This is a genomic window from Micromonospora sp. NPDC005298 (assembly GCF_040607375.1).
GTDB lineage: Bacteria > Actinomycetota > Actinomycetes > Mycobacteriales > Micromonosporaceae > Micromonospora.
The window spans coordinates 154,199-180,209 of record NZ_JBEXGP010000005.1 but is presented as its reverse complement, the minus strand read 5'-3'; the positions used below and the strand labels follow the sequence as shown (position 1 = coordinate 180,209).

General features: G+C 73.0%; 24 protein-coding genes and 1 riboswitch. Of the genes, 14 read left to right on the top strand and 10 right to left on the bottom strand.

Features of this window, described 5'->3' with window-relative positions:
- Positions 1 to 20: 20 nt before the first annotated feature.
- From ABZS77_RS12905 to ABZS77_RS12890, 4 genes are all read left to right on the top strand, one after another.
- On the top strand, positions 21 to 914 hold the full coding sequence (locus tag ABZS77_RS12905) for an ABC transporter permease (RefSeq protein ID WP_354821766.1): 894 nt from the start codon (positions 21 to 23) through the stop codon (positions 912 to 914).
- Entirely contained in the window at positions 907 to 1,725 is an 819-nt protein-coding gene (locus ABZS77_RS12900; RefSeq protein WP_354821764.1) for an ABC transporter ATP-binding protein, read from the top strand. Before ABZS77_RS12905 ends, ABZS77_RS12900 begins: the two co-directional genes overlap by 8 nt.
- A 144-nt stretch (positions 1,726 to 1,869) precedes the next feature.
- Positions 1,870 to 3,378: a bifunctional cytidylyltransferase/SDR family oxidoreductase gene (locus tag ABZS77_RS12895; RefSeq protein WP_354821761.1), complete on the top strand. Its 1,509-nt coding sequence runs from the start codon at positions 1,870 to 1,872 to the stop codon at positions 3,376 to 3,378.
- 40 nt (positions 3,379 to 3,418) lie between these two features.
- The gene (locus ABZS77_RS12890) at positions 3,419 to 5,089 is read left to right on the top strand and encodes a CDP-glycerol glycerophosphotransferase family protein (protein ID WP_354821758.1); all 1,671 of its coding nucleotides are present in this window, start codon (positions 3,419 to 3,421) and stop codon (positions 5,087 to 5,089) included.
- A gap of 4 nt (positions 5,090 to 5,093) precedes the next feature.
- Here the strand turns inward: ABZS77_RS12890 and ABZS77_RS12885 are convergent, their stop codons facing one another.
- Positions 5,094 to 5,840 (bottom strand): alpha/beta fold hydrolase, encoded by a 747-nt coding sequence (locus ABZS77_RS12885; protein WP_354821755.1) that lies wholly within the window; start codon positions 5,838 to 5,840, stop codon positions 5,094 to 5,096.
- 120 nt (positions 5,841 to 5,960) lie between these two features.
- On the opposite strand from ABZS77_RS12885, the gene ABZS77_RS12880 reads away from it, so the two are divergent.
- The gene (locus tag ABZS77_RS12880; RefSeq protein WP_354821752.1) at positions 5,961 to 7,001 is read left to right on the top strand and encodes a hypothetical protein; all 1,041 of its coding nucleotides are present in this window, start codon (positions 5,961 to 5,963) and stop codon (positions 6,999 to 7,001) included.
- A gap of 72 nt (positions 7,002 to 7,073) precedes the next feature.
- Here the strand turns inward: ABZS77_RS12880 and ABZS77_RS12875 are convergent, their stop codons facing one another.
- The 4 genes from ABZS77_RS12875 to ABZS77_RS12860 all read right to left on the bottom strand — a co-directional run bounded on the left by ABZS77_RS12875 (position 7,074) and on the right by ABZS77_RS12860 (position 11,259).
- Positions 7,074 to 7,922 carry a C39 family peptidase gene (locus ABZS77_RS12875; RefSeq protein ID WP_354821749.1) on the bottom strand — a complete coding sequence of 283 codons (849 nt, stop codon included), beginning with the start codon at positions 7,920 to 7,922 and terminating at the stop codon, positions 7,074 to 7,076.
- A 227-nt stretch (positions 7,923 to 8,149) separates the two neighbouring features.
- Positions 8,150 to 8,291: riboswitch (cyclic di-AMP (ydaO/yuaA leader) on the bottom strand.
- A gap of 301 nt (positions 8,292 to 8,592) precedes the next feature.
- A complete protein-coding gene (locus ABZS77_RS12870) occupies positions 8,593 to 9,363 on the bottom strand; it encodes a hypothetical protein (protein WP_354821746.1) in 771 nt (256 codons plus the stop codon).
- 132 nt (positions 9,364 to 9,495) lie between these two features.
- On the bottom strand, positions 9,496 to 9,957 hold the full coding sequence (locus ABZS77_RS12865; RefSeq protein ID WP_354821743.1) for a hypothetical protein: 462 nt from the start codon (positions 9,955 to 9,957) through the stop codon (positions 9,496 to 9,498).
- Positions 9,958 to 10,038: 81 nt separating this feature from the next.
- Positions 10,039 to 11,259, bottom strand: coding sequence for an acyltransferase (locus ABZS77_RS12860; RefSeq protein ID WP_354821740.1), 1,221 nt, complete (start codon positions 11,257 to 11,259; stop codon positions 10,039 to 10,041).
- A gap of 245 nt (positions 11,260 to 11,504) precedes the next feature.
- On the opposite strand from ABZS77_RS12860, the gene ABZS77_RS12855 reads away from it, so the two are divergent.
- Positions 11,505 to 12,641 (top strand): glycosyltransferase, encoded by a 1,137-nt coding sequence (locus tag ABZS77_RS12855; protein ID WP_354821737.1) that lies wholly within the window; start codon positions 11,505 to 11,507, stop codon positions 12,639 to 12,641.
- Between the two features lie 94 nt (positions 12,642 to 12,735).
- Positions 12,736 to 13,788 carry a pseudaminic acid synthase gene (gene pseI, locus ABZS77_RS12850; protein ID WP_354821734.1) on the top strand — a complete coding sequence of 351 codons (1,053 nt, stop codon included), beginning with the start codon at positions 12,736 to 12,738 and terminating at the stop codon, positions 13,786 to 13,788.
- A 47-nt stretch (positions 13,789 to 13,835) separates the two neighbouring features.
- Here pseI and ABZS77_RS12845 read toward each other — a convergent pair whose 3' ends face one another.
- Genes ABZS77_RS12845 through ABZS77_RS12830 form a run of 4 tightly spaced genes read right to left on the bottom strand, consistent with a single transcriptional unit; the run spans position 13,836 to position 16,593 of the window.
- On the bottom strand, positions 13,836 to 14,261 hold the full coding sequence (locus ABZS77_RS12845; protein WP_354821731.1) for a hypothetical protein: 426 nt from the start codon (positions 14,259 to 14,261) through the stop codon (positions 13,836 to 13,838).
- A 52-nt stretch (positions 14,262 to 14,313) separates the two neighbouring features.
- Positions 14,314 to 15,069, bottom strand: a complete 756-nt coding sequence (locus ABZS77_RS12840; RefSeq protein ID WP_354821728.1) for an SDR family NAD(P)-dependent oxidoreductase — start codon at positions 15,067 to 15,069, stop codon at positions 14,314 to 14,316.
- Positions 15,062 to 16,345 carry an AMP-binding protein gene (locus ABZS77_RS12835; RefSeq protein WP_354821725.1) on the bottom strand — a complete coding sequence of 428 codons (1,284 nt, stop codon included), beginning with the start codon at positions 16,343 to 16,345 and terminating at the stop codon, positions 15,062 to 15,064. The genes ABZS77_RS12840 and ABZS77_RS12835 overlap by 8 nt, the downstream gene beginning before the upstream one ends.
- On the bottom strand, positions 16,342 to 16,593 hold the full coding sequence (locus tag ABZS77_RS12830; protein ID WP_354821722.1) for an acyl carrier protein: 252 nt from the start codon (positions 16,591 to 16,593) through the stop codon (positions 16,342 to 16,344). The genes ABZS77_RS12835 and ABZS77_RS12830 overlap by 4 nt, the downstream gene beginning before the upstream one ends.
- Before the next feature lie 81 nt (positions 16,594 to 16,674).
- On the opposite strand from ABZS77_RS12830, the gene ABZS77_RS12825 reads away from it, so the two are divergent.
- Positions 16,675 to 17,202: a GNAT family N-acetyltransferase gene (locus ABZS77_RS12825; protein ID WP_354821719.1), complete on the top strand. Its 528-nt coding sequence runs from the start codon at positions 16,675 to 16,677 to the stop codon at positions 17,200 to 17,202.
- 84 nt (positions 17,203 to 17,286) lie between these two features.
- Here the strand turns inward: ABZS77_RS12825 and ABZS77_RS12820 are convergent, their stop codons facing one another.
- Positions 17,287 to 19,020, bottom strand: a complete 1,734-nt coding sequence (locus ABZS77_RS12820) for a hypothetical protein (protein ID WP_354821716.1) — start codon at positions 19,018 to 19,020, stop codon at positions 17,287 to 17,289.
- Positions 19,021 to 19,381: 361 nt separating this feature from the next.
- Here ABZS77_RS12820 and pseB point away from each other — a divergent pair, with 361 nt between their 5' ends.
- From pseB to ABZS77_RS12790, 6 genes are read left to right on the top strand one after another with little or no spacing between them, the layout of a single operon-like run.
- Positions 19,382 to 20,365 carry a UDP-N-acetylglucosamine 4,6-dehydratase (inverting) gene (pseB, locus tag ABZS77_RS12815; protein ID WP_354821713.1) on the top strand — a complete coding sequence of 328 codons (984 nt, stop codon included), beginning with the start codon at positions 19,382 to 19,384 and terminating at the stop codon, positions 20,363 to 20,365.
- Positions 20,362 to 21,519 (top strand): aminotransferase class I/II-fold pyridoxal phosphate-dependent enzyme, encoded by a 1,158-nt coding sequence (locus tag ABZS77_RS12810; protein ID WP_354821710.1) that lies wholly within the window; start codon positions 20,362 to 20,364, stop codon positions 21,517 to 21,519. Before pseB ends, ABZS77_RS12810 begins: the two co-directional genes overlap by 4 nt.
- A 10-nt stretch (positions 21,520 to 21,529) precedes the next feature.
- Positions 21,530 to 22,378, top strand: a complete 849-nt coding sequence (locus tag ABZS77_RS12805) for a hypothetical protein (protein WP_354821707.1) — start codon at positions 21,530 to 21,532, stop codon at positions 22,376 to 22,378.
- A complete protein-coding gene (locus tag ABZS77_RS12800) occupies positions 22,368 to 24,176 on the top strand; it encodes a class I SAM-dependent methyltransferase (RefSeq protein WP_354821704.1) in 1,809 nt (602 codons plus the stop codon). Before ABZS77_RS12805 ends, ABZS77_RS12800 begins: the two co-directional genes overlap by 11 nt.
- The gene (locus ABZS77_RS12795; protein ID WP_354821701.1) at positions 24,173 to 24,910 is read left to right on the top strand and encodes a glycosyltransferase family protein; all 738 of its coding nucleotides are present in this window, start codon (positions 24,173 to 24,175) and stop codon (positions 24,908 to 24,910) included. The genes ABZS77_RS12800 and ABZS77_RS12795 overlap by 4 nt, the downstream gene beginning before the upstream one ends.
- The gene (locus tag ABZS77_RS12790) at positions 24,907 to 25,965 is read left to right on the top strand and encodes a spore coat protein (RefSeq protein ID WP_354821945.1); all 1,059 of its coding nucleotides are present in this window, start codon (positions 24,907 to 24,909) and stop codon (positions 25,963 to 25,965) included. The genes ABZS77_RS12795 and ABZS77_RS12790 overlap by 4 nt, the downstream gene beginning before the upstream one ends.
- Positions 25,966 to 26,011 lie beyond the last annotated feature (46 nt).

Genomic DNA, 26,011 nt, shown 5'->3' with positions numbered 1-26,011 from the left:
AAGATCGGAGCGCCATATCCATGGCCACCACCGCGCTGGTCGACCCCGACACGGGCCTGACCCAGGCGCAGCTGGCCGCTCGGCACGGGCTACGGGTCGCCGGTGAGCGGCCCAGCCTCGTCGAGTACAGCCGCCGACTGTGGGCCTACCGGCACTTCATCGCCGCGTACGCCAATGCCAAGCTGGTCGCCTCGTACAGCAACGCCAAGCTGGGCCAGCTCTGGCAGGTGCTCACCCCGCTGACCAACGCGGCGGTCTACTACCTGATCTTCGGGGTGGTGCTGGCTCAGAACAGCATTCCGAACTTCATCGCCTACCTGACCACCGGGCTGTTCATCTTCAACTTCACCCAGAGCGCGGTGCTGGCCGGCACGCAGTCGATCAGCAGCAACCTGGGGCTCATCCGGGCGCTGCACTTCCCCCGGGCCAGCCTGCCGCTGTCCACCACGATCACCCAGTTCCAGCAGTTGCTGGCCTCGATGGTGGTGCTGATCGGCATCGTGCTGGTCACCGGCGAGCCGATCACCCTGAAGTGGTTGCTGCTGGTGCCGGCCCTGCTGCTCCAGGCGGTGTTCAACGCCGGCGTGGTGCTGCTGGTGGCCCGACTGGGCTCCAAGTCGAGCGACCTCAAGCAGGTCATGCCGTTCGTCATGCGCACCTGGATGTACGGCTCCGGCGTCCTGTACAGCGTCAGCCTCTTCGAGCGGCTGCCGGCCTGGGCGACGACGCTCGTGCAGTACAACCCGCTGCTGGTCTACATCGAGCTGGCCCGCTACTCCCTGCTCGAACAGGCGCCGCTGCTCAACGAGTCGCTCACCCAGCTCTGGCTGGTCGCGGCGGGTTGGGCGCTGGTGGCCGGGATCGGCGGTTTCATCTACTTCTGGCGCGGCGAACAGGAGTACGGCCGTGGTTGAGCACATCGGGACGCCCACCGAGGCGACCGCGACACTGACCGCTACGCAGGAGCGCATCCCGACCGTGGTGGTCGACGACGCGCACATCATCTACCGGGTGCACCAGGGTGCCGGCGGTGGCACCACTCCGGTGGCGGCGCTGCGCCGGCTGGTGAAGCGCACCCACGCGCCGAACGTGCGGGAGGTGCACGCGGTCAAGGGCATCTCGTTCACCGCGTACCGGGGCGAGGCGATCGGGCTGATCGGCAGCAACGGCTCCGGCAAGTCCACCATCCTGCGCGCCATCGCCGGCCTGCTGCCGGTCAACCGGGGCGCGATCCACACCCAGGGGCAGCCGTCGCTGCTCGGGGTGAACGCGGCACTGCTCAACGACCTGTCGGGTGAGCGCAACGTCGTCCTGGGCTGCCTGGCCATGGGTATGCATCCCGACGACGTGGCCAAGCAGGCACAGGGGATCATCGACTTCTCCGGGATCAACGAGCGCGGCGACTTCGCCAGCCTGCCGATGCGGACGTACTCGTCCGGCATGGCGGCCCGCCTGCGGTTCTCCATCGCCGCCGCGAAGAAGCACGACGTGCTGCTCATCGACGAGGCGCTCGCCACCGGCGACAAGGGCTTCCGCAAGCGCAGCGAGCAACGGGTACGCGAGCTGCGCGAGGGCGCCGGCACGGTGTTCCTGGTCAGCCACCAGCTCTCCTCGGTACGCGACACCTGCGAGCGGACGATCTGGCTGGAATCGGGCGTTCTCCGCATGGACGGCCCCACCGACGAGGTCATTCGCGAGTACGAGGCGTACGCGAACAGCAAGTAGGGTGCCGGCGAACCCTGGCATCGACACGGCGCCATGGACCGCGTCGCCCGCGTTGGGGCGGCGCGGTCCGCGCGTTAAGGTTCATTCCGTCGCCGCTCGGGCGGAACCTTCCGGTAACGCAATGCTGAGAGTGAGGATCCGGCAATGACGCAGGACCAGACCACTGGCCCGGACGCCGCAACGGAGACCCCGGCACCGTGGCGGCCCTCGCGGACAGTGGCCGTGGTGCTGGCGGGCGGCACCGGCACCCGGTTGGGCCTCGGCATCCCGAAGCAGCTGCTCAAGATCGCCGGTAAGCCGATCATCGAGCACACCCTGGCCGTCTTCGAGGCCGCACCGGAGATCGACGAGATCATCGTGCTGATGGCCACCGGCCACGTCGAGGACGCCCGGCAGATCGTCGAGAAGGCCGGCCTGCGCAAGGTCACCAAGGTGATCGAGGGCGGCGACACCCGCAACGCGACCACCCGGATCGCGCTGGACGCCGTCGGGCCGGCCGACTGCAACATCCTCTTCCACGACGCGGTCCGCCCGCTGCTCAGCGGCCGGATCGTGCGCGAGTGCGTGAACGCGCTCTGGACCTACGACGCCGTGGACGTGGCCATCCCCTCCGCGGACACGATCATCCAGGTCGACGAGAACGACTGCATCACCGACATCCCGACGCGCTCCCGGCTGCGTCGTGGCCAGACCCCGCAGGCGTTCCGCTCCCCCACCATCCGCGAGGCGTACCGGATCGCCGAGGGTGACCCGGACTTCGCCGCCACCGACGACTGCGGCGTGGTGCTGCGCTACCTGCCCGGCACCCCGATCAAGGTGATCGACGGTTCCGACGAGAACATCAAGGTCACCCACCCGGTCGACGTGCACCTGGCGGACAAGCTCTTCCAGCTCGCCGCCGCGCAGGCGCCCCGGCTCACCGACCACCGCAGCTACGCCGAGGAGCTGACCGGCCGCACCATCGTGGTGTTCGGCGGCAGCTACGGCATCGGTCACGAGCTGACCGAGCTGGCCCGCCGCTACGGCGCGCAGGTCTTCCCGTTCAGCCGCTCCACCACCGGCACCCACGTCGAGCGCGCCGAGGACGTCGAGGCCGCGCTGAAGACCGCCTTCGAGGCCACCGGCCGCATCGACCACGTGGTGGTCACCGCCGGCATCCTGGAGAGGGGCGCCCTCACCGAGATGGACGAGGAGACGATGGACCGGGTGCTCCAGGTCAACTTCGTCGGCCCGGTGACCATCGCCCGGCAGTCCCTGCCGTACCTGCAACAGACCAAGGGCCAGCTGCTGCTCTACACCTCCAGCTCGTACACCCGGGGGCGGGCCCGCTACGCGCTCTACTCGGCCACCAAGGCCGCCCTGGTCAACCTCACCCAGGCGCTCGCCGACGAGTGGGCCGACGTCGGCGTACGCGTCAACTGCATCAACCCGGAGCGGACCGCCACCCCGATGCGTACCCGGGCCTTCGGCGAGGAACCGGAGCACACCCTGCTTGCCGCCGAGGCCGTCGCCCAGTCGTCGCTGGACGTGCTGATCTCCGACCTGACCGGTCAGGTGATCGACGTACGCCGGGCGCCCGGCGACGGGCCGACCGTGCCGGCGCAGTCCGGCCCGGACCGGGTCGACGCGCCGGCGGCGGCTTCCGCGAACTGACGGTCGGCAGCGGGACAGCGAGGGCGGCGAACGGAGCGACATGCGGGGTGACCTGGTCCGGAAGCTGGCCGCCCGGTGCCTGAGCACCGGTCTGGCGGTGCTGGCCTTCGTCGTGCTGGCGCTCACCGGCGCCACCGGCTGGGGGCTGGCGCTTGCCGTCGCCGCGCTGGCGGCGGCCGCCGTGGAGCAGCGGATCCGGCCCGGGGCCGACCTGGTCGCCGAGACGGCGCTGATCGCCGCCGCCGTCCTGGTCGGCTACTCCCGGCGGCTCGACGGCGGGCTCGACCCGGCGCTGGTGGCCACCGCACTGGTCCTGCTGGGGCTGGTGCTGCTGGTGGGGCCGCTGCGGACCGCCGGGAACCTGGAGATCCGGGCGGCCAACCTGCCGGTGCGGTCCTGGACGCCGCTGGTCGCCGACCAGCTCGGCACCGCCCTGCTCGGGCTGCTCGCCGCCGTGACCCTCGCCGCCGCGCTGGTACTGCCCGCTGTCGTGGCGCTGGTCGCCAGCCTGCTGGTGGGCGCGGGCGCCGGGGTCGTCGCCCTGGACCTGGCCCGGCGCCGGTTCCGGCCGGCCGCCGGTGGCGGGGCGGTGGCCCGTGCGCTGCGCCGGCACGAGCCGGAGTTCCTGCTCTACTTCTCCGCACCCCCCGGTTCGGAGTACCAGGTCACCATGTGGCTGCCGTACCTGGAACGGATCGGCCGGCCGTTCGTGGTGCTGGTACGGGAGCCGGAGTTCCTCGCGCCGATCGCCGCGGCCACCGACGCGCCGGTGGTCTACTGCCCCACCCTGCGGGCGATGGACGAGGCTCTGGTGCCCAGCCTGCGGGCGGCGTTCTACGTCAACCACGGCGCGAAGAACAGCCACTGCATCCGGTTCACCCAGTTGACCCACGTCCAGTTGCACCACGGCGACAGCGACAAGGCACCCAGCGCCAACCCGGTGTCCGGAATCTTCGACCGGATCTTCGTGGCCGGCCCGGCGGCGATCGAACGCTACGCCCGCGCCGGCGTGCGGATCCCGGAGGAGAAGTTCGTCGTGGTGGGCCGCCCCCAGGTCGAGGCCATCGAGGTACGCCCCGAGCCGGTACGCGGGCTCGCCCACCCGACGGTGCTCTACACCCCCACCTGGACCGGGCACCACGCCGACGCCGACTACTGCTCCCTGCCGGTGGCCGAGACGCTGCTGCGGCGGCTGTTGGAGCGCGGCGCGACGGTCATCCTGCGGGCGCACCCGTACACCGCGCAGAACCCGGCCTCCGCCCGGCAGCTCGGCCGGCTGGTCGAGCTGCTGGTGGCCGACCGTGCCCGCACCGGGCGGCAGCACATCGTCGGCGCGGCGGCCCGCGAGCTGAGCCTGACCGAGTGCGTCAACCGCTCGGACGCGCTGGTCTCCGACGTCTCCGGGGTGATCTCCGACTACCTCTACTCGGGCAAGCCGTACGCGGTGACCGACATGGGCGACGAGGGCGACCGTTTCGCGCGGCGCTTCCCGTTGGTCGAGGCCGGTTACGTGCTGCGGCGGGACATGTCGAACGTCGACGAGGTGTTGACCGCCCTGCTGGACACCGATCCGACGGCCGAGGCGCGCTGGGCCGCCCGCCGCCACTACCTCGGCGACTTCCCGGCCGAGACGTACGCCGAGGCATTCCTGACCGCCGCCCGGCGGGAGTTGACGCCGGAGCCGGCGCTGCCCACCCCGGCGGCCGTCTAGCGCCTCAGCGGTAGCCGTCGAGCAAGGCCAGCACCGCCGCCGGGTCCTGCACGTGCGCGTTGTGCCCGAGACCGGGCAGCGTGACGACCGGGACGCCGTACTCCTTGAGCTGCGCGTCGGTGACCATCGGGTCGTGCTCCCCGCGGGCCAGCACCACCGGCACGTCGGTGGCCGCCAGCAGGGCGGCCAGGTCGGGCTCGCCGACGGCGAACGCGCCCGGGTCCATGGCGAGGCGCCAGCGGCCGTCGACCTGGCGCAGCCCGGCGTCCACGACCGGGTGGTCCGGCGGCAGCAGACCGGCCAGCCCGGAGACGCGCAGGTAGCGGCGTGCCGCCTCGATGCGGTTGGCGAACCAACCGACCGGACGGGCGGCGAGGTCGGCGGCGCGGTCCAGTTCCGCAGGGGACCAGACCGCCTTGATGCCCAGTCCGACCACCGCGTCCACCGGCAGTCCGGTGTCGCGGGCGGCCAACGCGAGACCGACCACCCCGCCGAGCGAATGCCCGAGCACGACGAGCCGGTCGTCGGCTGCCAGGCCGTGGGCGACCCGGTCGGCGAGGCCCGGGAACGAGTACGACGCCAGCGGTGCCGACCAGCCGTGACCGGCGAGGTCCGGAGCCAGCCACCGTCCGGGCCAGTGCCGCTCCAGCAGCGGCGCCCAGGGCAGCCACACGTCGCCGGTCGCCCCCATCCCGTGCAGCAGCAGAAGGACCGGGCCGCGACCGGCTCGACCACCCGACTCATCCGCCACGGCCGCAGTCTCCCACGGTTCGCCGCCCGGTACGAGCGTCGTACACGGGACCCGACCGGCGGCGATCCACAGTAGAGTGCGGCGCCTGGACGGGCAGTTTCACCACGGGAGGGAGTCCTCGTGCTCAGAAGACATCGATCAACACTGGTGGCGGCGGTGGCCGTCGTCGCGCTCGGTGCGGCGCCGACCGTGCCCGCGCTCGGCACACCGTCGAGCGCACCGGGGCCGGACGCGGGTGTCGCGGCGGCCGACCGGGTCCTGCGCGTCTACAACAACAACATCGAGAACCTGGTGGTGAACAACGCCGACGGGAGCTGCACCCGGATCTCCGGACCGGACCACCTGACCTCGATCCTCGTCGACGACGCCGGACGCACCGGCACCAGCGGTGTGGTGGCGCCCGACCTGCTGATCGTGCAACAGGTGCGCGGCACCGGCCAGGCCGAGGCGTACGCCGACCAACTGGCGGCCAAGTTCGGCTACCCGGCGGGCACGTACGGGGCGATCGTGGCCTGGACCGACCCGGAGCCGTGGGGCAGCACGCACAAGTGCAGCTCCCAGTCGCTCGGCGACCTGAAGAAGAAGCAGACCAACGCGATCATCTGGAACACCAGGACGCTGAGCCTCGCGGCCGGCGACATCTCCAAGTACTGGAGCGCGGGCTGGCTCAAGCCGGGCACCGCGTACGCCAACGGTGCCGGGTGCACGCTGTACAAGCCGCCGAACAGCGACCCGGACAGCACCGACTACTACAAGTGGAAGCGGACCAGCGCCATCGCGGCCCGGTTCACCATCAGGGCGACCGGCACCAGCGTGTTCGCGGCGACCATGCACTTGCCGCAGGAGAACCGGCAGAACGCGTGCGCCGGCGACGGCGACCGGGGCATCGCCAACAGCGGCATCCACCTGGGTGCGGACGCGACGAGCCTGTTGAACGCCTCCACCATCCGGATCGTGGGGATCGACGCGAACCGCACGGGTATCGCGGCCGGCACGCTGAGCGGCTACGGCATGACCGGCTACGGGACGGCGCCCACCAGCGGCTCCAGCAAGATCGATTATCTGTTCGTGAAGGGGACGGTACGGCCGTCCACCATCGGCCACACCGTCACCGGCACGAGGTCGAACCACCGCGCGCTGTACGGGTTCATCGACTACTGAGCACCACGCGAAGACGCCGCGGGCGCCGACCCCTCGTGGGGGTCGGCGCCCGCGGCGGTGCTCACACCTGGGTCAGGCGGAGTAGCCCCGGGTGGCGATCCAGTTCGCCAGGTCGATCGTGGTGATCCAGTACGACGGGTCGGCCGCGTTCGCCGAGTCGGCGATCCGCACGGTCCGGCCGTTGTCCTTGTAACCCACCACCGCGACGTAGTGTCCACCGCCGTAGGAGTGCCAGCCCCCGTTGGTGTCGACGGCGTCGCCGACGACGTTCGCCACCACGCCTCGGCCGTCGGTGATGGCCTTGACGACGTCGGCCTGGAGCTGGTCCATCTGGGCCGGGCTGGGCGAGCCGGCGAACATCCGGGTCCGGTACGGGGAGCCCTTGACCTCGGAGTTGAGCACGCGGGTGGTGTCCTGGGCCGAGTTGGTGCCCATCTCGGTGGTGCCCAGCTTGACGCCGAGCTGGTTCTGGGTGCGGTCGATACCGCTGGCGCTGAGGGCGTTGCGGGTGGCCGCCGGGCCGCAGTTGTAGTACGTGTTCTGGGCCTCGTAGTCGTAGTCGAGCACCTTGGTCGCGGGTGGCTTCGGCGGTGTCGGCTTGCGGGTGAGGTCCGGGTTGGTGCTGGCCTTCGCGGCGGGCGACGCGGCGCTGGTGGCCGGGGCGGCGCTGCTCGGCGCGGCGCTCGCCGAGGGGGACGCGACGCGCGCCTGGTCACGGGAGGCGGCCAGGTCGCCGCGCATCTCGGCGACGGTGGTCGGGGTCTGCTGGCCGGCCGGGGCGTCGTCGGTGTCGGCGAGCAGGACGCCGGTGGTGGCCGCGAGCGCGAGGGCCGCGGCGGAGGCGGCGACCATCCGGTACGGGCGTTCGGTGGTGAGACGGCGGAGCTGACGCTTCAGGGTGTGCTTCACGGGGTCCTCCACGGTTCGGGGGGAGAGCGGCACACCGGGGCCGAGCCGGTATCCGGGCAGGCGCCAGCGCGCGAACCGTGGTCCGCGGATGGTGAACCGCTCAGGGGAACGCCCGGCGTGGCCGGGCGGGAAGGGCGATGACCCGGGGGGTCAGCTCACCGGACGGATGAGCGGGGGCACCGCGGCGCCGTGGAGGCGGGGGAACAGCCGAGGGGTGGAGAGGTGCTGCACGAGGATGGAACTCCTTCCGACACCGCCTACCGGGTTAGCTGACGGATTCGGGCGGGAAGATCGCCCTACCGCGGGCCGTGGCTCGCGGATTCACCCCGGACTTACTGATGGGTCCCCGGTTCGTTGATCACGATTGAGCGGGTCGGCGCGGCGTCGCCTCTTGCGATCGGTAACCGCACCGGACGGGACGACACTACTGGCCGGTGCGTACCCCTGCCAAGCCGCGCCCACCTGCGTAAACATCATTCTGGACGACAATTTCTGCGCGTATTGCCGATGACGTGACTCGATGGGACAAGCGGTGACGGCGACGCCTGTGGTCGACAACCGGACAGGCTGGCGACAACGTCTCCGTATTCGCGCGAACAACAGGCCCGGTCGCGCCCCGCGCCCGATTTCGGGTGCCCGTGACCGGGCTCACGTCACAGATCGGGCTCAACCGTGGACGGGTTCAACTGACGCGGGCCGGACGCCAGCGCGCCACCGCCGCGGGACGCACCGCTCCGGCCGCCGCCCGACGGGCGGGTACCGGATTCGGTCGCAGCCGGGCCGCCGCCGCGTACGCCTCCTCGGCGAGGGCGCGCGCCGCCTCGGCGGCCAGTTCCGCGTCCCGCCACGCCGACCGCTCCCGCTCGGCGGCGGCCCGGTGGTCGGCCAGCCTCGCGTCCCTGATCGCCCGGGCGAGCAGCACCTCCTGCTCCACCGGGTGCCGGCGGGGGTCCCAACCGCGCCGGTGCCCGAACACGTCACCGAGCTGCCCCATGGTCAACTCCCCGCGCCAGTACGCCGCCATCGCGGCGCGGTGCAGGTACCGCTCCCGAGCCGCGTACTCGGCAGGGGTGTGCGGGGTACGCGGGGTGGGCAGCGCGCCGGCGCCGACGAACCGACGGGCGGCGGTCTCCGCCTCGTCGTACCCGGCCCAGGCACGTTCCGCCTCCTCCTGACTGACCAGCCAGTCGGCGCGCCGCCGTCGGGCGGTCTGGGCGGCGCCGGCGGCGGCGACGGCCACCTCCTCGGCGTACCGCCGCAGGTCGGCGGCCTCGGCCGCCGCCACCTCCCGGGCGGTGGGCGCCGTCGGGCCCGGGTCACCCGGCGGCGCGTCCCGCTGCGGGCGGGCGACCAGGACGGCGGGCACGCTCAACGCCAGCAGGAACAGGACCGACCAGATGGCGGCGGCCTGGGGCACCTCGGTCAGGAACTGGTAGAAGACGACGGTCTCCATGCTCGACACCTCGGAACGACAGCGATGCGACGGTGGGCCGCACGGGCCGGACGGAACGTGGCAGGGCCACGGGTCGGCGGGTGCGGGCGGTGGATCGACAGGGCGCGGCGGCGGGACGCTCGTCCCGGTGGCTCAGCGTGCGGGCGGAGCCCGGGGCGCCCGGGTGGCCGGGCCGTCGGCGTGGGGCTGTCGCTCGGCCCCGGACGCGCGCACCGGAGTGTCACCGGCGACGCCGGGGAGGAGGTGCAGAGCCAGCCGTGCGGGCTGCGGGTCGGTCGGGCCCGTCGAGGTGCGCCGGTCAGCGGTGTCGTCGGCGACGACCGACGACCCGTGCCCGACGGCGACCACCGCGCCGGCCCGGCCGGACGTCGTGCTCGGCCCGGCCGCGAACGCCGACGTCGTGCTCGGCGGACCCGCGACCGGCCCGACCGTGAACGCCGAGGCCGTGCCCGCCGACGTCGGGTGGCCGGCGGCGGAGGCGGGCGACGCGCCCGCGCCGAACGCGAGGGCGGCGACGACGGCGAGGCTGGTCAGCACCCGTGTCGCCCAGCGCGCCACCCACCACAGGGGACAGGTGAACGCGACCGGAAGCACGACCCCACGCTACCGCCGTCGCCAGCCGGACGCACCGACGCCGGGCGTGTCGGCTCGCGCCGCGCCGACCAGCGTGGACGCTCAGCGCGAGTCGGCGTACGTCGATCGACCCTCGGCCCGGCCGGGGCCGCCGGCCAGCGTGTTCCCGGCCTGGTCGGCGGACCCGTCCGCGCTGGTGACCTCGGGTGTCCGGGGATGCGGGACGACCGGCGGGTGGCCCCGACGGCGTGGGGCGAGCCGGCGCATCATCGGCGTCTCGACGAAGCGGTGCAGCAGGCCGGCGAGGACCAGATTGGCCAGCAGGAAGCCGAGCACCACCGCGGGGCCGCGCCACCCCTTGAACCCGGTCCCCCAGTCCCCCGTCCACCGCAGCACGCTCGTCATCACCAGCACGTGCACGAGGTAGAACGCGAACGACACCTCACCCAGCCAGACCAACGGCCGGGACCGCCACGGCGAACGCCGGCCCCGCACGTCCGCGTCGGCAGCGGCGGTGATCACCAGCAGGTACGCCACGGCCAGCAGGGTGGTCCACAGTTCGGCGCGGATCCACTGTGCGGCGGCCACCCAGGTGGCCACGAAGATCGCGCTGGCGACGGTCAGCCCCGGACCGCGCCACAGTCCCCGGCGCATCAGCTCGGCGGCCACCGCGCCCAACCAGAACTCCAGCGACCGGGTCAGCGGGAAGACCTGGGTGAACCACCACCGGCTGTCCTCCGGCACCAGGTGCTGGGCCGGCCAGAGCGCGAGGATCAGCAGGGGCAACGCGACGATCAGCGTCCACAGCAGCGCGGGCCGCGCCCGGCGCAGCAGGGGCAGCACCAGCGGCAGGCACAGGTAGAAGAAGAACTCACAGGACAGCGACCAGCTCACCGTGTTGACGCTGTAGAACCAACCCGGCCGGGGATCCCAGGCCTGCAACAGCAGGAGGTTCTCCAGCGCGACGGCCGGCAGGACGGGATCGGCGAACCACCAGGCGACAAGCAGGGCCGCCGCCCACAACACCAGGTGGTTCGGGTAGATCTTGGCGACCCGCCGTCGCCAGAACGTCAGCCGGGAGTCGCCCGGGCGGGCCGACCAGACCAGCACGAACCCGCTGAGCACGAAGAAGAACTGCACCCCGGACAGGCCCAGGGTGAACAGCACGTCGACCACGGCCTTGTAGTCCGGCTCGGCGATGATCCGCATGGTGCCGGCGTGGAAACCGAAGACCAGCAACGCGGCGATCCAGCGCAGGCCGGTCAACGAGGGCAACCGGGTGACCGGGGCCGGCCGGGCCACCGGGACGTCGGCGGTGCTCATGCCGGTCTCCTGACGATCCGCAGGGTCACCAGCACGTACGTCTCCTCGTCGGCGCGGCGTCGGACGGCGCGACGGCGACGCCCGCGACGACCCGGCAGGGCCGCACCGAGGCACCCTACCGGGTCACTCCCGGGTGAACCGGACGACCGTCGTTAACCTTCCGCCCGGCGGGAGTTCAGGGACTCCACCTTCGTCGGCCACGTCAGGTTCCGGGACCGGCCACCCACGTCGTCGAAGGTGGCGGCGTGGTCAATGAGCCGACGCACGCACCGCTGCTGAGCATCGTCGTGCCCGTGTACGGCGTCGAGGCGTACCTGTACCAGTGCCTCGAGTCGATCCGGGCCGACATCCCCGCGGGCGAGTCGGACGCGGTCGAGCTGATCGCCGTCGACGACGCCTCGCCGGACGGCTGCGGCGCGATGCTGCGCGCGTACGCCGGACACGACGGCGTGCAGGTCGTGCACCTGGGCAGGAACGTGGGTCTGGGGCTGGCCCGCAACGCCGGCCTCGACGTCGCCACCGGCCGGTACGTCTGGTTCGTCGACAGCGACGACTGGCTGCCCCCGGGCACCATCGCGGCGGTGCTCGACCGGCTGCGCCAGCACCAGCCCGACGTGCTGATGCTCGACCACCTGCGGGTGCACGAGGACGGCCGGCGCGAGGTGGACGCGAGCAGCCACCTGCTGCGCGGGGTGCCGGGCGTGGTCCGCCTCGCCGACCAGCCGCACCTGCTGCGCGTCCAGCACACTGCCTGGAACAAGGTGGTCCGCCGGGCCTTCCTCGACGACCTGGAGCTGCGGTTCTTCCCCGGCTGGTACGAGGACATCCCGTTCAGCCACCCGCTGATCATCGGCGCGGAGAAGATCTCCGTGCTGGACCGGGTCTGCTACCTGTACCGGCAGGGCCGCCAGGGCGCGATCACCTCCACCCGCAGTGGCCGGCACTTCGACGCGTTCGGCCAGTACGAGCGGCTGATGGACTGGGTCGCCCGCATCCACCCGGACGAGCAGGTGCGGGCCGAACTGTTCCAGCTGATGATCAGCCACTATCTGGTGGTGGTCGGCAACGACGACCGCCTGCACCCGCACCTGCGACGGGCGTTCTTCCACCGCGTCGCCGAGCACTACCGCCGCTACCTGCCCACCGGCGGCTACCCGATGCCCCCCGGGGTGACCGGGCTCAAGCACCGGCTGGTCGGGCGCGGCGACTGGCTGGCGTACTCGGCGCTGCGCCGGGCGCACCGGGTCGCGGGACGGCTGCGGCGTCCGGGCCCGACCGGCGGCGGGTCGCCGGCGACCGACGAGGACCCGAACCGGTCCGACGACCGGCCCGCCGTCGCGCCCGACCGGACCGACGCGCTGGCCGGGGGCCGCCTGCCGTGAGCGCGGGCGCCGGAGTTTCCAGGTCGTCCACCCCTCGGGGGGACGACGACAGCACCACCGCACCCGGTGCGGACGTACCTGAGCAGAGGTCGGAATGACGGCGACAATCACGATCGGACCGCACGCGGTCGGTGCCGGGGAGCGACCCTTCGTGGTCGCCGAGATGTCCGGCAACCACAACGGCGACCTGGATCGGGCGCTGACCATCGTCGACGCGGTGGCCGAGAGCGGGGCGCACGCGCTCAAGCTCCAGACGTACCGGCCGGACACGATCACGATCGACGTCGACACCCCCGCGTTCCGCATCTCCAGCGGGCACGAGCTGTGGGGTGGGGAGAACCTGTACCGCCTCTACCAGCGGGCGCACACCCCGTACGAGTGGCACGCCCCGATCTTCGAGCGGGCCCGCGAGCGTGGTCTGACCGTCTTCTCGTCGCCGTTCGACGCGACGGCCGTGGAACTACTGGAGTCACTTGACGCGCCGGCGTACAAGATCGCCTCGTCGGAGCTGGTCGATCTGCCGCTGATCCGGCTCGTCGCCAGCACCGGCAAACCGATGGTGATCTCCACGGGCATGGCGACGGTCGCCGAGATCGACGCCGCCGTGCGGACCGCCCGGGACGGCGGCGCGGCGGGCATCATCCTGCTGGCCTGCACCGCGTCCTACCCGGCGCCGCCCGCCGACAGCAACCTGCGCCGGTTGCCGGTGCTGGCCGGCGCGTTCGACGTGCCGGTCGGCCTCTCCGACCACACGCCCGGCATCGGCGTGGCGGTCGCGTCGGTGGCCCTCGGCGCCTGCTTCATCGAGAAGCACGTGACGCTGGACCGCGCCGACGGCGGCGTGGACTCGGACTTCTCCCTGAACCCGGCGGAACTGTCGGCGCTGGTCGCCGAGTCGGGCCGGGCGTACGCCGCGCTGGGCGGCACGGCGATCGGCCCGACCCCCGCCGAGCGGGAGGGGCTGCGGTTCCGCCGTTCCCTGTTCGTGGTCGAGGACGTCCGCGCCGGCGACCCGGTGACCGCGAACAACGTCCGCTCGATCCGCCCGGCCGGTGGCCTCCCCCCAGCCGACATCGACAGGGTCCGAGGCCGCACCTTCACCACCGACGTCCCCCGTGGCACCCCCCTGACCTGGTCCCTGATCTGACCCCCAGCTGCGGCGATCTCGCACTTTCTGCCGCCGCAGATGGTGGATCACGCGCGAATCAGCGTCCGAACGTGCCAGATCGCGGGCTGCGGGGGGGCCAGGCCCACGGTGATGACCAGGTCGGCCAGGTGCAGGGTTCGCCAGAGGGCCGCGCCGTTCGGGGCGGCGAGGCCGTGGCGGCGCCACCACAGGGCGATCGGTACGTCGGCGAGTTTGGCGCCGGATTCCGCGCGGGTCCACCGTGCCCAGAAGTCGGCGGCGCCGAACCGGCGGGCCAGCGCCGGGGGCACCGGGGCGTCGGAGCGTTCCGCGTCCACCGCCACCCGCCAGCCGGGCACCGGCGGGCCGTACCAGCCGACGCACCTGCCGTCGTCGAGGTGACTGCGGGTGGTCGCGTCGGCCATCGCGGCCGGGGTACCGACGCGTAGGTGCCGCTCGGCGGCGGCGAGCAGTCCCGGTACCGGGCGCGGCACGGTGCTGCCGGAGCGCCGCGCCGGTCCGGCGGAGGACGGGACCCGCGAAAGGTCAGATGGAGGCGGCACCGTCCACCACGATGACCTGGCCGTTGATGTTGGTGTGCTCGCGCAGCAGCATCCGCACGACCGGTACGACCTCCTCCGGCTCGGTGAGGTGACCGCTCGGCGTGCGGCGCACGATCTGGTCGAGCTGGGTCGGGCCGAGCACCGCCGACATCTCCGAGGCGAAGAACCCGGGCGCGACCGCGTTGACGAGCATCCGGCCGCCCAGCTCCCGGGCGAGCGACCGGGTGGCGGCGTCCATGCCGCCCTTGGTGGCCGAGTACGCGACAAGTCCCGGGAAGCCACGCTGCGCGCAGATCGAGGTGATGTTGACGATCCGCCCCCGCAGGCCCTTGCCGAGCATCCGCCGGACCACCAGCCGGGTCAGTTGCAGCGGCGCGGTCAGGTTGGTCTCGATGATCCGGGCGATGTCGTCGGTGGCGGTGTGCACGTGCAGGGAGTCCTGCCCGACGGCGGCGTTGTTGACGACTCCGTCGACGGGGCCGAGGCGCTGCTCCACCTCGCGGACGAAGGCCTGTGCGGCGCGCAGGTCCGTGACGTCCACCGAGCCGACGTGCACCCGGTCGGGGTGCTCGGCGGCGAGCTTCTCCAGCTCCGGGGTGACGGTACGGGCGAACGCGGCCACCCGTACGCCCGCGTCGAGCAGGTCGGTGACGATGGCCAGGCCCAGCCCCCGTGAGCCTCCGGAGACCAGGACGACGGAGCTGGGGGGAACGAGTCGGGTGTCGGTGGGGTCAGACATCGCTCTTCAGGGTCTCCTTGACGGGGATCTCGGTCAGCACACGGATCCGGCGTGGCACCGCGTGGTCGGGCAGCCGGTCGGCGCACCAGCGCACCAGCGCCGCCTCGTCCGGCAGGCCGGCGTCCGGCGGGCCGGACGTCGCGGACGGGGCGAGGACCACCTCGGCGACCACCATCCGGCCGAGCACCGGGGCGCGGCGGCCGATGACCCGGGCCCAGGCCACCGCGGGGTGGCCGGTCAGCACGCCGCGCACCACTCCGGCGGAGACCTTGCTGCCACCGACGTTGATCTCGTCGGAGTCCAGCCGTCCGGTGATCAGGACCCGGCCGTCGACGACCTGCGCGCGGTCCCCGGTGGGCACCGGGCCGGCCAGACCGACCCCGTGGTACGGCGAGGTGACCACCAGTTCGTCATCGCGCACGGAGAGGGTCGGCCGGCCGGGGACGTCCCGGTCCAGCCAGTCGACGGGGAACCCGGCCCGCCCGTCGTGCACCACGATCGACGCCCCGACCTCGGACGACGCGTAGATCCAGGAGATCCGGGCGGTCGGGTGGACGGCCCGCAGCTGGTCGAGGATCGCCTGGTCGACCGGCTCCCCGCCGAGAGTGATCTGGCGCAGCGGCACCCGGGCCAGCGCGGTGGCGTCCCGGTAGAGGGTGCGACGCCAGAACGTCGGCGTGCCGGAGGCCGCGTCCACGCGGTGGGCGGCGGCGACCGCGGGCCAGTCGTCCAGCTCGTCCGGCTCGACCACCACCAGGTGCTGCCCGGGTTGGGTCAACGACAGGGTGACCACCTGCCACCAGGCGTACGTGCCGAGGGCGTAGGGGCAGAGCCAGGTCCGCTCGGGCTGGTCGGCCCGCACGGTGGTCAGTGTGTCGAGGGTGTGGCCGACCCGCTTCGGGCGGCCGGTCGAGCCGGACGTCAGCAGCCACAGCCGGCCGGGGTCGGCGGCACGCGCCCGGGCCGGCGCGCTCGGATGGGTGCCGTCGTCGTCCAGCACGGTGACCGTGAAGCCGGCCTCCGACAGCTCGGCGCGCATTTCCGCGTCCACCCGGCTCGCGGTGGTGAGCAGCAGTTCGGTGCCGTGCACGGCGTGCTGCCGCGCGGCGGCGAGGGCGTGCGTGGCGGAGTGCGCCAGCACCGCGGCGGGGTCGGGCAGCGCCGGCGTCGGCAGCTCCCGCCAGGTCAGCGCGACGCCGCCGAGGACGACCCGGTTGTCCACGCCGGCCGGCTCGCGACGCGCGGCCGTCGCGGGGCCCGGTGCCGCGACGGTCACCGGTGCGCAAGCTCGACGAGGAAGTCCAGGACGTCGCCGACGGTGGCGATGCGACGCAGCCCGGGGGCGTCGAAGTTGAGCTCCTCCCCCGTCTCGTCCTCCACCCGCAGGGCCAACTCGGAGAAGTCCAGCGAGCGGAAACCGATCTCGCGCAGCTGCGCCGCGTCGTCGGCGGGCAGCTCCCTGTCCTGGTTCTTCAACACCTGCGCCATGAGGTCGCGGATCTGCGCGCGACTCAATTCGTTCATGCGCCGGAGTCTACAACCCAACGAATGCATATCCGATTTCCCGGTGCACCCGGGTACGGTTCCCGAACCGGGCGGGAACAGATGGAAAGCGAGAGGCACGTGCTGCGCGAAGCAACGACGGACGACGTTCACCTGATGTTGTCCTGGCGTAATCAGAAAGCCAACCGGCAGGTCAGCAAGAACAGCCACGAGATCACCGCCGAGGAGCACGCCCGGTGGTGGTCGGCGGTCCGCGACGACCCGTCGCGGCGGGTGCTGGTGTACGTCCGCGACGACCGCCCCTGCGGTGTCGTCACCTTCTTCGACCTGCGGCTGGACGGCCCTCGGACCGGCGCCTGGGGCTTCTATCTGGACTCCGACGGGCTGGCCGAGCGGGGCGAGACGCTGCCCGCCTGGCTGGGCGTCGTGCGCGAGGCAGTCGAGTACGCCTTCGACGGGTTGCACCTGGACCGGCTGGACGGGGAGGTGTTGGAGCACAACACGGTCGTACGGCAGATGAACCGGCGTTTCCGTTTCGTCGAGGGCACCTGCCGCCGGGAGGTTTCCGACGGTCGGGAAATCACGGTCATCCCCATTTCGCTCGACCGGGCCGACCGCCGCCCACGCTGATTGTCGCGCATTTTCGCGCAATTTTCCGACACCATTAACCGCTGCCACCCCCGTTGGACATCATCCGTTCACGATCGGCCGGGGTCAGGCCCGTCGCCACGCCGCCCAGTGCTGGCGCTCATTGCCGCCGAGCCGGACGAAGCCGTACCTGGCGCCGTCCCAGTCGTCGGGTTGGCCGGGCGCCCAGCGGGCGAACACCACCTGCGCGGCGGCCGGCGGCTGCTCACGGAACCACCGCACGTCGGTCCACGTCACCTGGTGACTCAGGTTGAACCGCAGGATGTAGTGCACGCCGGTGGACGCCCACACCCGCTCGCCGGGGCGTACCCCGACGTCGGCGACCCGGGGGGTGGGAGCGGTGCTCGCCACCGTCGGGAGCACCAGCCGCTCGTCGATCACCTGCATGGTGACGAGGTTGACCACCACGAGGGCGCCGAGGATCGGCAGCCGCAGGCGGGGCACCCGGACCACGGCGACCAGCAGCAGGCAACCGGCGACGCCGATCAGCGATCCGACGACCGGGCGCATCTCCCGCCATCCGCCGGTCAACGCGATCAGGTCGGGCGCGCCGAAGCCGCCGTAGCGCAGGGTGTGCCCCCGGCTGGCCACGTACGCGAGTCGGGCCGCGACGACCGCGCCGCCGGCGGCCAGCAGGCCCACCGCGACGGCCGCGCGGCGCAGCACCACCAGACGCCCGGCGGTGAGCAGCACCCCGAGCCCGACGAGCATCCAGAACGGCGCGAGCATCTGCACGTAGCGCGCGTAGATCGCGTCCAACGGTTTGCTGGTGATGCCGGCCAGGATGACCGAGGCCCCGCCGGCCACCCCGACGCTCGTGACGAGCGCGACGCCCATCGTCCAGCGGGTCGCGTCGCCGCGCCGGGGCCGCCACAGTTCGTGGACGGCGGCGGCCCAGGCCACCCCGGCCATCCCGAAGGTGACCACGACGAGGTACCAGAGTTGGGTGGTGACCGCCGCGCCGACCCGGACCACACCCTGCGCGGATGCGACCGCGTCGACCACATTGCCGCCCGGGGTGCTGCCCAGCAGGTAGACCCGGTCCCCGAGCAGCCGGATGCCTGCCTCGTTGACCAGTGCCAGGGCCAGCACCGGCGCCAGCGCCGCGAGCACCCCGGCGGGGGTGATCCGGCGGCGGACCAGCAGCAGCAGGACGAGACCGGCGTGGATTCCGACGATCACCAGGCCACGGGAGTGCAGCAGGTGGAACGCGCCGACGAACAGGCCGACGCTGGCCGCGGCCAGCGGGCCGGGCCGCCCGATCCACCGGTGCACGGCGAGCAGCCAGGCCACCACCAGCGGCGCCATCACCGCGTCGATCATGGCGACGCCCGCGTAGAAGGCGGTCGCCGGCAGGGTGGCGGCCACCACCGTCGCGCCCAGGGCGTAGGAGCGGCGCAACCCGAGCAGCCGCCGGGCCAGCAGGTACGCGAGCGGGAGCAGCGTCGAGTTCACCATCGCGTTGATCAGTTGGACCAGCCGGTAGCTGTCGGCGAAGTCCCGGTCGCCGAGGAACGCAGGCGAGATCAGCATCGGGTAGCCGACCCGGCGGAGCAGGTCGTTCTCGCTGCTGAACCCGCCCGGCCCGCCGGCCAGCGCGCGGGCGGTGTCGAGGTAGCTGTCCTCGTCGGTGTGCGCGATCGGCAGCACGATGTGCCGGGACAGCCACATCCGCCACGCGACGCTGAGCACCCATCCGACGATCAGCAGCAGCGGCACGAGCCAGCGCCGCGCGGGTGCGGCGGCCGGCGTACCGGCCGGAGCCGCCGGCCGTTCCATCACGTCGCTGCCGGATGCCATCAACGCCTCCTGGATTCGCCGGCCGGGCCGGTGGAGCGCGGGCCGGACGGCGCCGTGGCCGGACGGTGACGCGCGGGGGTGAACCACTCGCGCCGAGTGGCGCGGCTGTCGGGTGAACGCGGGACCCGGCGGCACGAGGCGCCCGGGTCGCTCGCGCGGCCACTGTAACGGCCGGATCCGGCCTGGTCAGCCCGCTTCGCGCACCGACGGAAGTGTTCGCCTGCGCGGTGTCCGGCATTCACGGGGGCAGTGGACGCGGTTAACCCGCGAGCGCCGGGGCGTTAACCCGCCATGGCTAGCGTCTCACCCCGGTCGGCCGGCCGAGGGCCGCTCGTTCATCCACGAACACGGGAGCACCACATTGAGTGAATTGGATGGATCGTCCATTCTGATCACCGGGGGGACGGGTTCCTTCGGCAGGACGTTCCTGCGGCACATCCTCAACGAGGCCGACCCCGCCCGGGTGGTGGTGTTCTCCCGTGACGAGCTCAAGCAGTACGAGCTGCGCCAGCAACTCGGCGACGACCCCCGGCTGCGCTGGTTCATCGGCGACATCCGGGACCGGCACCGCCTCACCCGCGCCATGCACGGCGTGGACCACGTCGTGCACGCCGCCGCCCTGAAGCAGGTGGACACCGCGGAGTACAACCCCTCCGAGTTCATCGCCACCAACATCACCGGCTCGCAGCACGTGGTCGACGCCGCGATCGAGGCCGGCGTCCGGAAGGTCATCGCGCTCTCCACCGACAAGGCGTCCAGCCCCATCAACCTGTACGGCGCCACGAAACTGGTCGGTGACAAGCTGTTCGTCTCGGCCAACCACTACGCCGCCCACCACCCCACCCGGTTCGCGGTGGTCCGCTACGGCAACGTGGTCGGCAGCCGTGGCTCGGTGGTTCCGCTGTTCCACCGGCTGGCCGCCGAGGGCAAGAGCCTGCCGATCACCGACAAGCGGATGACCCGTTTCTGGATCACCCTGGAGCAGGCCGTCCAGTTCGTCATGGACTCGTTCGACCAGATGCAGGGCGGCGAGCTGTTCGTGCCGCGCATCCCGAGCATGCGCATCCTCGACCTGGTCGAGGCCGTCGCGCCGGACGCCACCACCCACGAGATCGGCATCCGGCCCGGGGAGAAGCTGCACGAGGAGATGATCGCGCCGGACGACAGCCGCCGGACGCTGCGCGCCGAGGACCGCTACATCGTCCAGCCGACGATCGCCGGCTGGGGCTACCGGCCGCCGGTCGACTGCGAGCCGGTGCCGGACGGCTTCGCGTACCAGTCGGACACCAACGACGAGTGGCTCGGCGTCGAGCGGCTGCGCGACATGCTCGGCCTCACCGCATGACGGGGATGCTCCCGTACGGCCGGCAGTCGGTCACCGAGGACGACATCGCGGCCGTCGCCGACGTGCTGCGCGGCGACTGGCTCACCACCGGCCCGCAGGTGGACGCCTTCGAGGCCGACCTGGCCCGGTGGACCGGCGGGGTCGGCGTCGCCGCCGTCTCCAACGGCACGGCCGCGCTGCACGTCGCGTACGCGGCCGCCGGGGTCGGTCCGGGCGACGAGGTCGTCGTACCGCCGATGACGTTCGTGGCGACCGCCAGCAGCGCTGTCGCCCTCGGCGCGACGATCGTGTTCGCCGACGTCGACGACGAGACGTTCTGCCTCGACCCGGCGGCCGCCGCCGCGGCCGTCACCTCGCGCACGAAGGTCGTCGCCGCGGTGGACTACGCCGGCCATCCGGCCGACTACGACGCCCTGCGCCGGTCGCTGGCCGGCAGCGACGCGCTCCTGCTCGCCGACGCCGCACACTCGATCGGCGGCACGTACCACGGCCGCCCGGTCGGTTCGCTCGCCGACCTGACCACGTTCTCGTTCTTTCCCACGAAGAACCTCACCACCGCCGAGGGCGGTGCCGTCGCCGCCGTGGACTCGCGGATCCTCAAGCGGGCCCGACGGTTCCGCGGCGTCGGGGTGGTCCGCGAACGCGACGAGCTGCGCCTCGCCGACGAGGGCGGCTGGCACCAGGAGGTGCACGAGTTCGGGCTGAACTACCGGCTGCCGGACGTGCTCTGCGCCCTGGGCCGCAGCCAGCTGCGCCGCCTCGCCGGGTTCAAGGCGCGACGGGCCACCCTGGTCGCCCGCTACGACGAGGCGCTGTCCGACCTGGACGGCGTGCGCACACCCACCCGCCGGCCGTGGGCCGACCCGGCGTGGCACCTCTACCCGATCCGCGTGCTCGACGGCCGCCGCCGCGAGGTGTACGACCGGATGCGCGCCGCCGGCATCGGCGTGCAGGTCAACTACCTCCCGGTGCACTGGCACCCGGCGTTCGCCGACCTGGGCTACCGGCGCGGATCCTGCCCGGTGGCCGAGTCGTTCTACTCCCAGCAGCTGTCGTTGCCCCTCTACCCGGGTCTCAGCGACGCCGACCAGGACCGCGTCGTCGACGCGCTGACCGCAGCCCTGCGGGGCAGCGCGGTGCGTTCCGCCGCCTGATGGGGACCTGATGCACCACGCGAACCACTTCTACGGCCACGCGCACGTGCTGGCCCGCTACGCCGGTCTGGGCGACCGGCACCCACCCCGGATCAACGGGTACGTGCAGCACGGCTGGAACATCGGCGACGGGCTGGCCCCGGGACACCCGTACGCCGACCGCACCCCGAGCCTGCTGTGGTCGGAGCAGACCCGCCGGCGGGCCTGGTCGGTGGGCCGGCGCAACGTGGTCGTCATCGGCGCGCCCTTCGTCTACCTGCTGGCCACGCGTCCCGAGGAGCCGCCGGTCGAGGAGCGCGAGGGCACCATCTGGTACCCGTTCCACGGCTGGGAGGGTCAGCACGTCAAGGGCGACCACCCCAAACTCATCGCCCTGATCCGGGACACCGAGCCCGGCCCGGTCACGGTCTGCCTGTACTGGCACGAGTACGGCATGCGCAACGTCCGCCGCCTCTACGAACGCGCCGGATTCCGGGTGATCTGCCACGGCTACCGGGGGCACTGGTGGAAGGACACCGACCCGGACTTCCTCGACAAGCAGTTGACCGAGCTGCGACGGCACCGCCGGGTGGCCTCCAACCGGCTGACCAGCGCGATCTTCTACGGAATCGCGGCCGGCTGCGAACCGGCGGTCTACGGCGACCCGATGATCCTGTCCAACGAGGACCCGACCTTCGGTGGGACGGCCCGCATCCGGCGACAGTGGCCGCAGCTGCACGGCACCTCGGTCGACCTGTCCACCGCGACCGGGATCGCCCGCGCCGAACTGGGCACCGACCACCGCTGCTCGCCGGCCGAGCTGCGCGAGCTGCTCGGCTGGGCGAACCTCCAGGAGGAAGAGGACGACCGTGACGACTGAGACGGCACCCGCCGGCCGGATCACCCTGCCGGGCGGCGAGATGCTGGCCTGGTCCGACCTGCCGCGTGAACGGCTGGCCGACGGTGGGCCCCTCGCCGTCCTGGCCGCCCGGATCGTGCCGCCCGGGGCCCGGGTCCTGCTGGCCGGCCCGCACGACCCGGCACTGCTCGACCGGCTCACCCACGCCCAGGTGACCTGCCTGCTGCGCAGCCACCCGGACGCGGTGGCGCTCGCCCCGCGCGCCGCCCACGTGGTCGTGGGCGGCCCGGCCGGGTTGCCCGCCGACGAGACGTACGACGTGGTGATCGCCGCCGCCGGACTGGACCCGGTGGAGTCGGTGGAGGGCACCCGGCTCGGCTGGGACGGCGTACTGGCGCGACTCGTCGCCGCGCTGCGGCCGGGCGGCACGCTGCTGCTGCGCCTGGACAACCCGCTCGGACTGCACCGACTCGTCGACACCACCCCCTGGTACGCCGGCCGGGACGACTCGGCCTGGGTGATCGGTGGCGTGCTCGACCAGACCCACCCGGCGAACCGCGACCAGCTCCGCGAACGGCTGCGCGACGCCGGGTTGCTGGCGGCCGCCTGCTGGGCCGCGTACCCCCACTCGGGCGCCCCGACCGCGCTGCTCGACGCGGACCGGCTCGACCGGGGCGCCGGCTCCGGCCTGTTCGACGCGGTGCTGCACGCCGCCTGCGCGGCGGGCTTCACCGGCGCGACCGTCCTGCAGGACCCGGCCCGGTTGGCGGTGGACGCGCTGCACGCCGGACGCGCCGCCGACCTCGCGCCCGGTTGGCTGATGCTCGCCCGCCGGCCCGGGGCGCCGGCAGCCGACGGGGACCTGCCGGTGGCGCTGACGCAGACCGGGCAGCCCGGAATCGGCGTACTGGAGGTGCTCGACGGCCCGACGGGCTGGCGCTGGGAGCTCGCCCCGCGCACCGGCGCGGGCCTTCCCGTCGCGCAGCCGTTCGCCAGCCGCGCCGCCGCGTACCGGGACCCCGACGCGGTGGACGGGCCGGTGCCATCCGGCCGGCTGCTGCGTACCCTGCTGCTCGACGCGGCCCTGCGCCGCGACCTGGCGGGGCTACGCGCGCTGCTGCGGGGGTACACGGGCTGGCTGGCCGCCCAGGCCGACGCGGCCGGACTCGTCGGCGGCGCGACCGCGCTGGCCGGCACCGACAACGTGGTCGTCGACGGCGAACGGTACGCCGTACTCGATGCGAGCTGGCGGGCCACCGACGCCCTGCCCACCGACGTGGTGCTGGCCCGCGGCCTGTGGCGGTTCGCGGCGGGCCTGCTCACCGGCGGGTACGCCCACCCGTGGTCGTCCACCCTCGACGTGGCGGGCCTGACCGTGGTGCTCGGCGGGCTCGCCGGACGCGACCTGGACCGCGCGACGGTCACCCAGGCGGTGGACGCCGAAGCGGAGATCACGGCGGCCCTGCACCACCTCGACCCCGACGGCCGGATCACCCTCGCCACCCGGCTGCACGCCGTCACCCCGACCGACCCGCCCGTCGGCCCGCACAGCTACCAGCAGTTGCGGGAGGCGTGGCTGCGTCAGCGCGAAGAACTGAGCAGGCTCGCGGCCCTGACCGCGTGGACCGAGGAGCTGCTGACCTCACGCGAGCGGGCGCTGCGCCGCGCCGAAACCACGATCGGCCTGCTCAGCGGCTCACTCAGCTACCGGGTCGGCCGGCTCGCCATCACGCCCGCCCGACTCGCCAAGCGGAGCGCCCGCGCCGCCAGGCGCCGTGCCCGCACGGTGCTCGGCCCCCCACAGGAGGAGCAGCAGTGACCGGGCCACGCATCGTCGGGATCGTGCAGGCCCGGATGGGATCCTCGCGGCTGCCCGGCAAGGTGCTCCGCCCCCTCGCCGGACGGTCCGTACTGGGCCGGGTGGTGCGCGCCGCCAACGACAGCGGCGTCCTCGCCGACCTGGTGGTCGCCACCAGCACCGACCCCGTCGACGACGCCGTCGTCGCCGAATGCGAACGGCTGGACGTCCCGTGCCACCGGGGACCGGTCGACGACGTCCTCGACCGGTTCGTGGGCGCCCTCGCCGCGCACCCCGGCGACGCCGTCATGCGGTTCACCGCCGACTGCCCCCTGCTCGACCCGGAGATCGTCACGCTGGTCGCCGCCGTGTACCGGGCCGTCCCCGGACTCGACTACGCGAGCACGTCGATCGCCCGTACGCTGCCCCGGGGACTGGACGTCGAGATCATCCGGGCGGACGCGCTGCGCACCCTCGACCGGCTCGCCACCGGACACCACCGGGTGCACGTCACCTCGTACGCGTACACCCACCCCGACCTGTTCCGGGTGCTCGGGGTGACCCTCACCCCGGACCGATCCGGACTGCGGCTGACCCTCGACACCGAACAGGACTGGGCCCTCGTCAACGCCGTCGTCGACCACTTCGGCGACGTCAGCGTGCCGCTGACCACCCTCGCCGACTGGCTGGACGGGCAGCCCCGGCTGCGGGCACTCAACGCCGACGTCCGACAGAAGCAGCTGGAGGAGTCCTGAGCACCATCCGGGTCGGGATACGCTGCGATGCCGGACCGCGCCGCGGCGTCGGACACCTCGTACGCTGTCTGGCCCTCGCCGAGGAATTCCAGGCCCGGGGCGCCCACGTCACGATGTTCGGCACTGTCGAACGGCTCGACTGGGCGGTCGCCGAACTGGCCGCGCGGGACATCCCCCTGCACACCGGCCCCGACACACCGGCCGACCTGGTCGAGGCCGCGCACCGGCACGACCTCCACGTGATGGTCCTCGACTCCTACGAGCTGGACCCCGCCGGCGCGGGCGCGCTGCGAGCCGCCGGCGTGTGCACCCTCGCCGTCGTCGACGGTGACAGCCGAGGGCAGGACGCCGACCTCTACCTCGACCAGAACTACGGGGCGCGGCACCCGCGGCTGCCCGGACGGCTGCTCGCCGGCAGCGCGTACGCCCTGCTGCGCGACTCGGTGCGCACCGCCCGCCCGCCGACACCCCCACCCGCCACGACCGTCGGCCGACCCCGCGTGCTGGCCTTCTTCGGCGGCACCGACGCGGTCGGCGCGGCCCCCGTGCTGACCCGGGTACTGGTCGCCACCGGCCACCCCATCGACCTCACCGTCGTCGTCGGTCGACCCGAGACCGAGGCCGAGCTGGACGAGATCACCCCCGGCCGGGGGCAGACCATCCGACCCGTCCCGCCCACCGGCGCGTTGCCGTCCCTGATCACCGAGGCCGACCTGGTGGTCAGCGCCGCCGGCACGTCCACCTGGGAACTCTGCTGCCTCGGCGCACCCGCAGCCCTGGTCTGCGTGGTCGACAACCAACGCGAGTCGTACCACCAGGTGGTCCGCCACGGCCTCGCCGCCGGCCTCGGTGAACTACCCGAGCTGACCGCCACCGGCATCGCCGGACGGGCGGCCCGCGCGACGGCAGCCCGAACCCTGAACGGCCTGCTCAGCTCACCGCAGCGGCGGGCGGCACTGGCCGCGCGGGCCTGGTCCGCCGTCGACGGGCGGGGGCGGGCACGGGTCGTCGACGCGGTGCTCGCCGCCGTCCCCACGACGACCCCCACGGACTGACAGGCGACGGCCCTGAGCGTCACGTTCGGCGCCGGGCGCTCGGGCG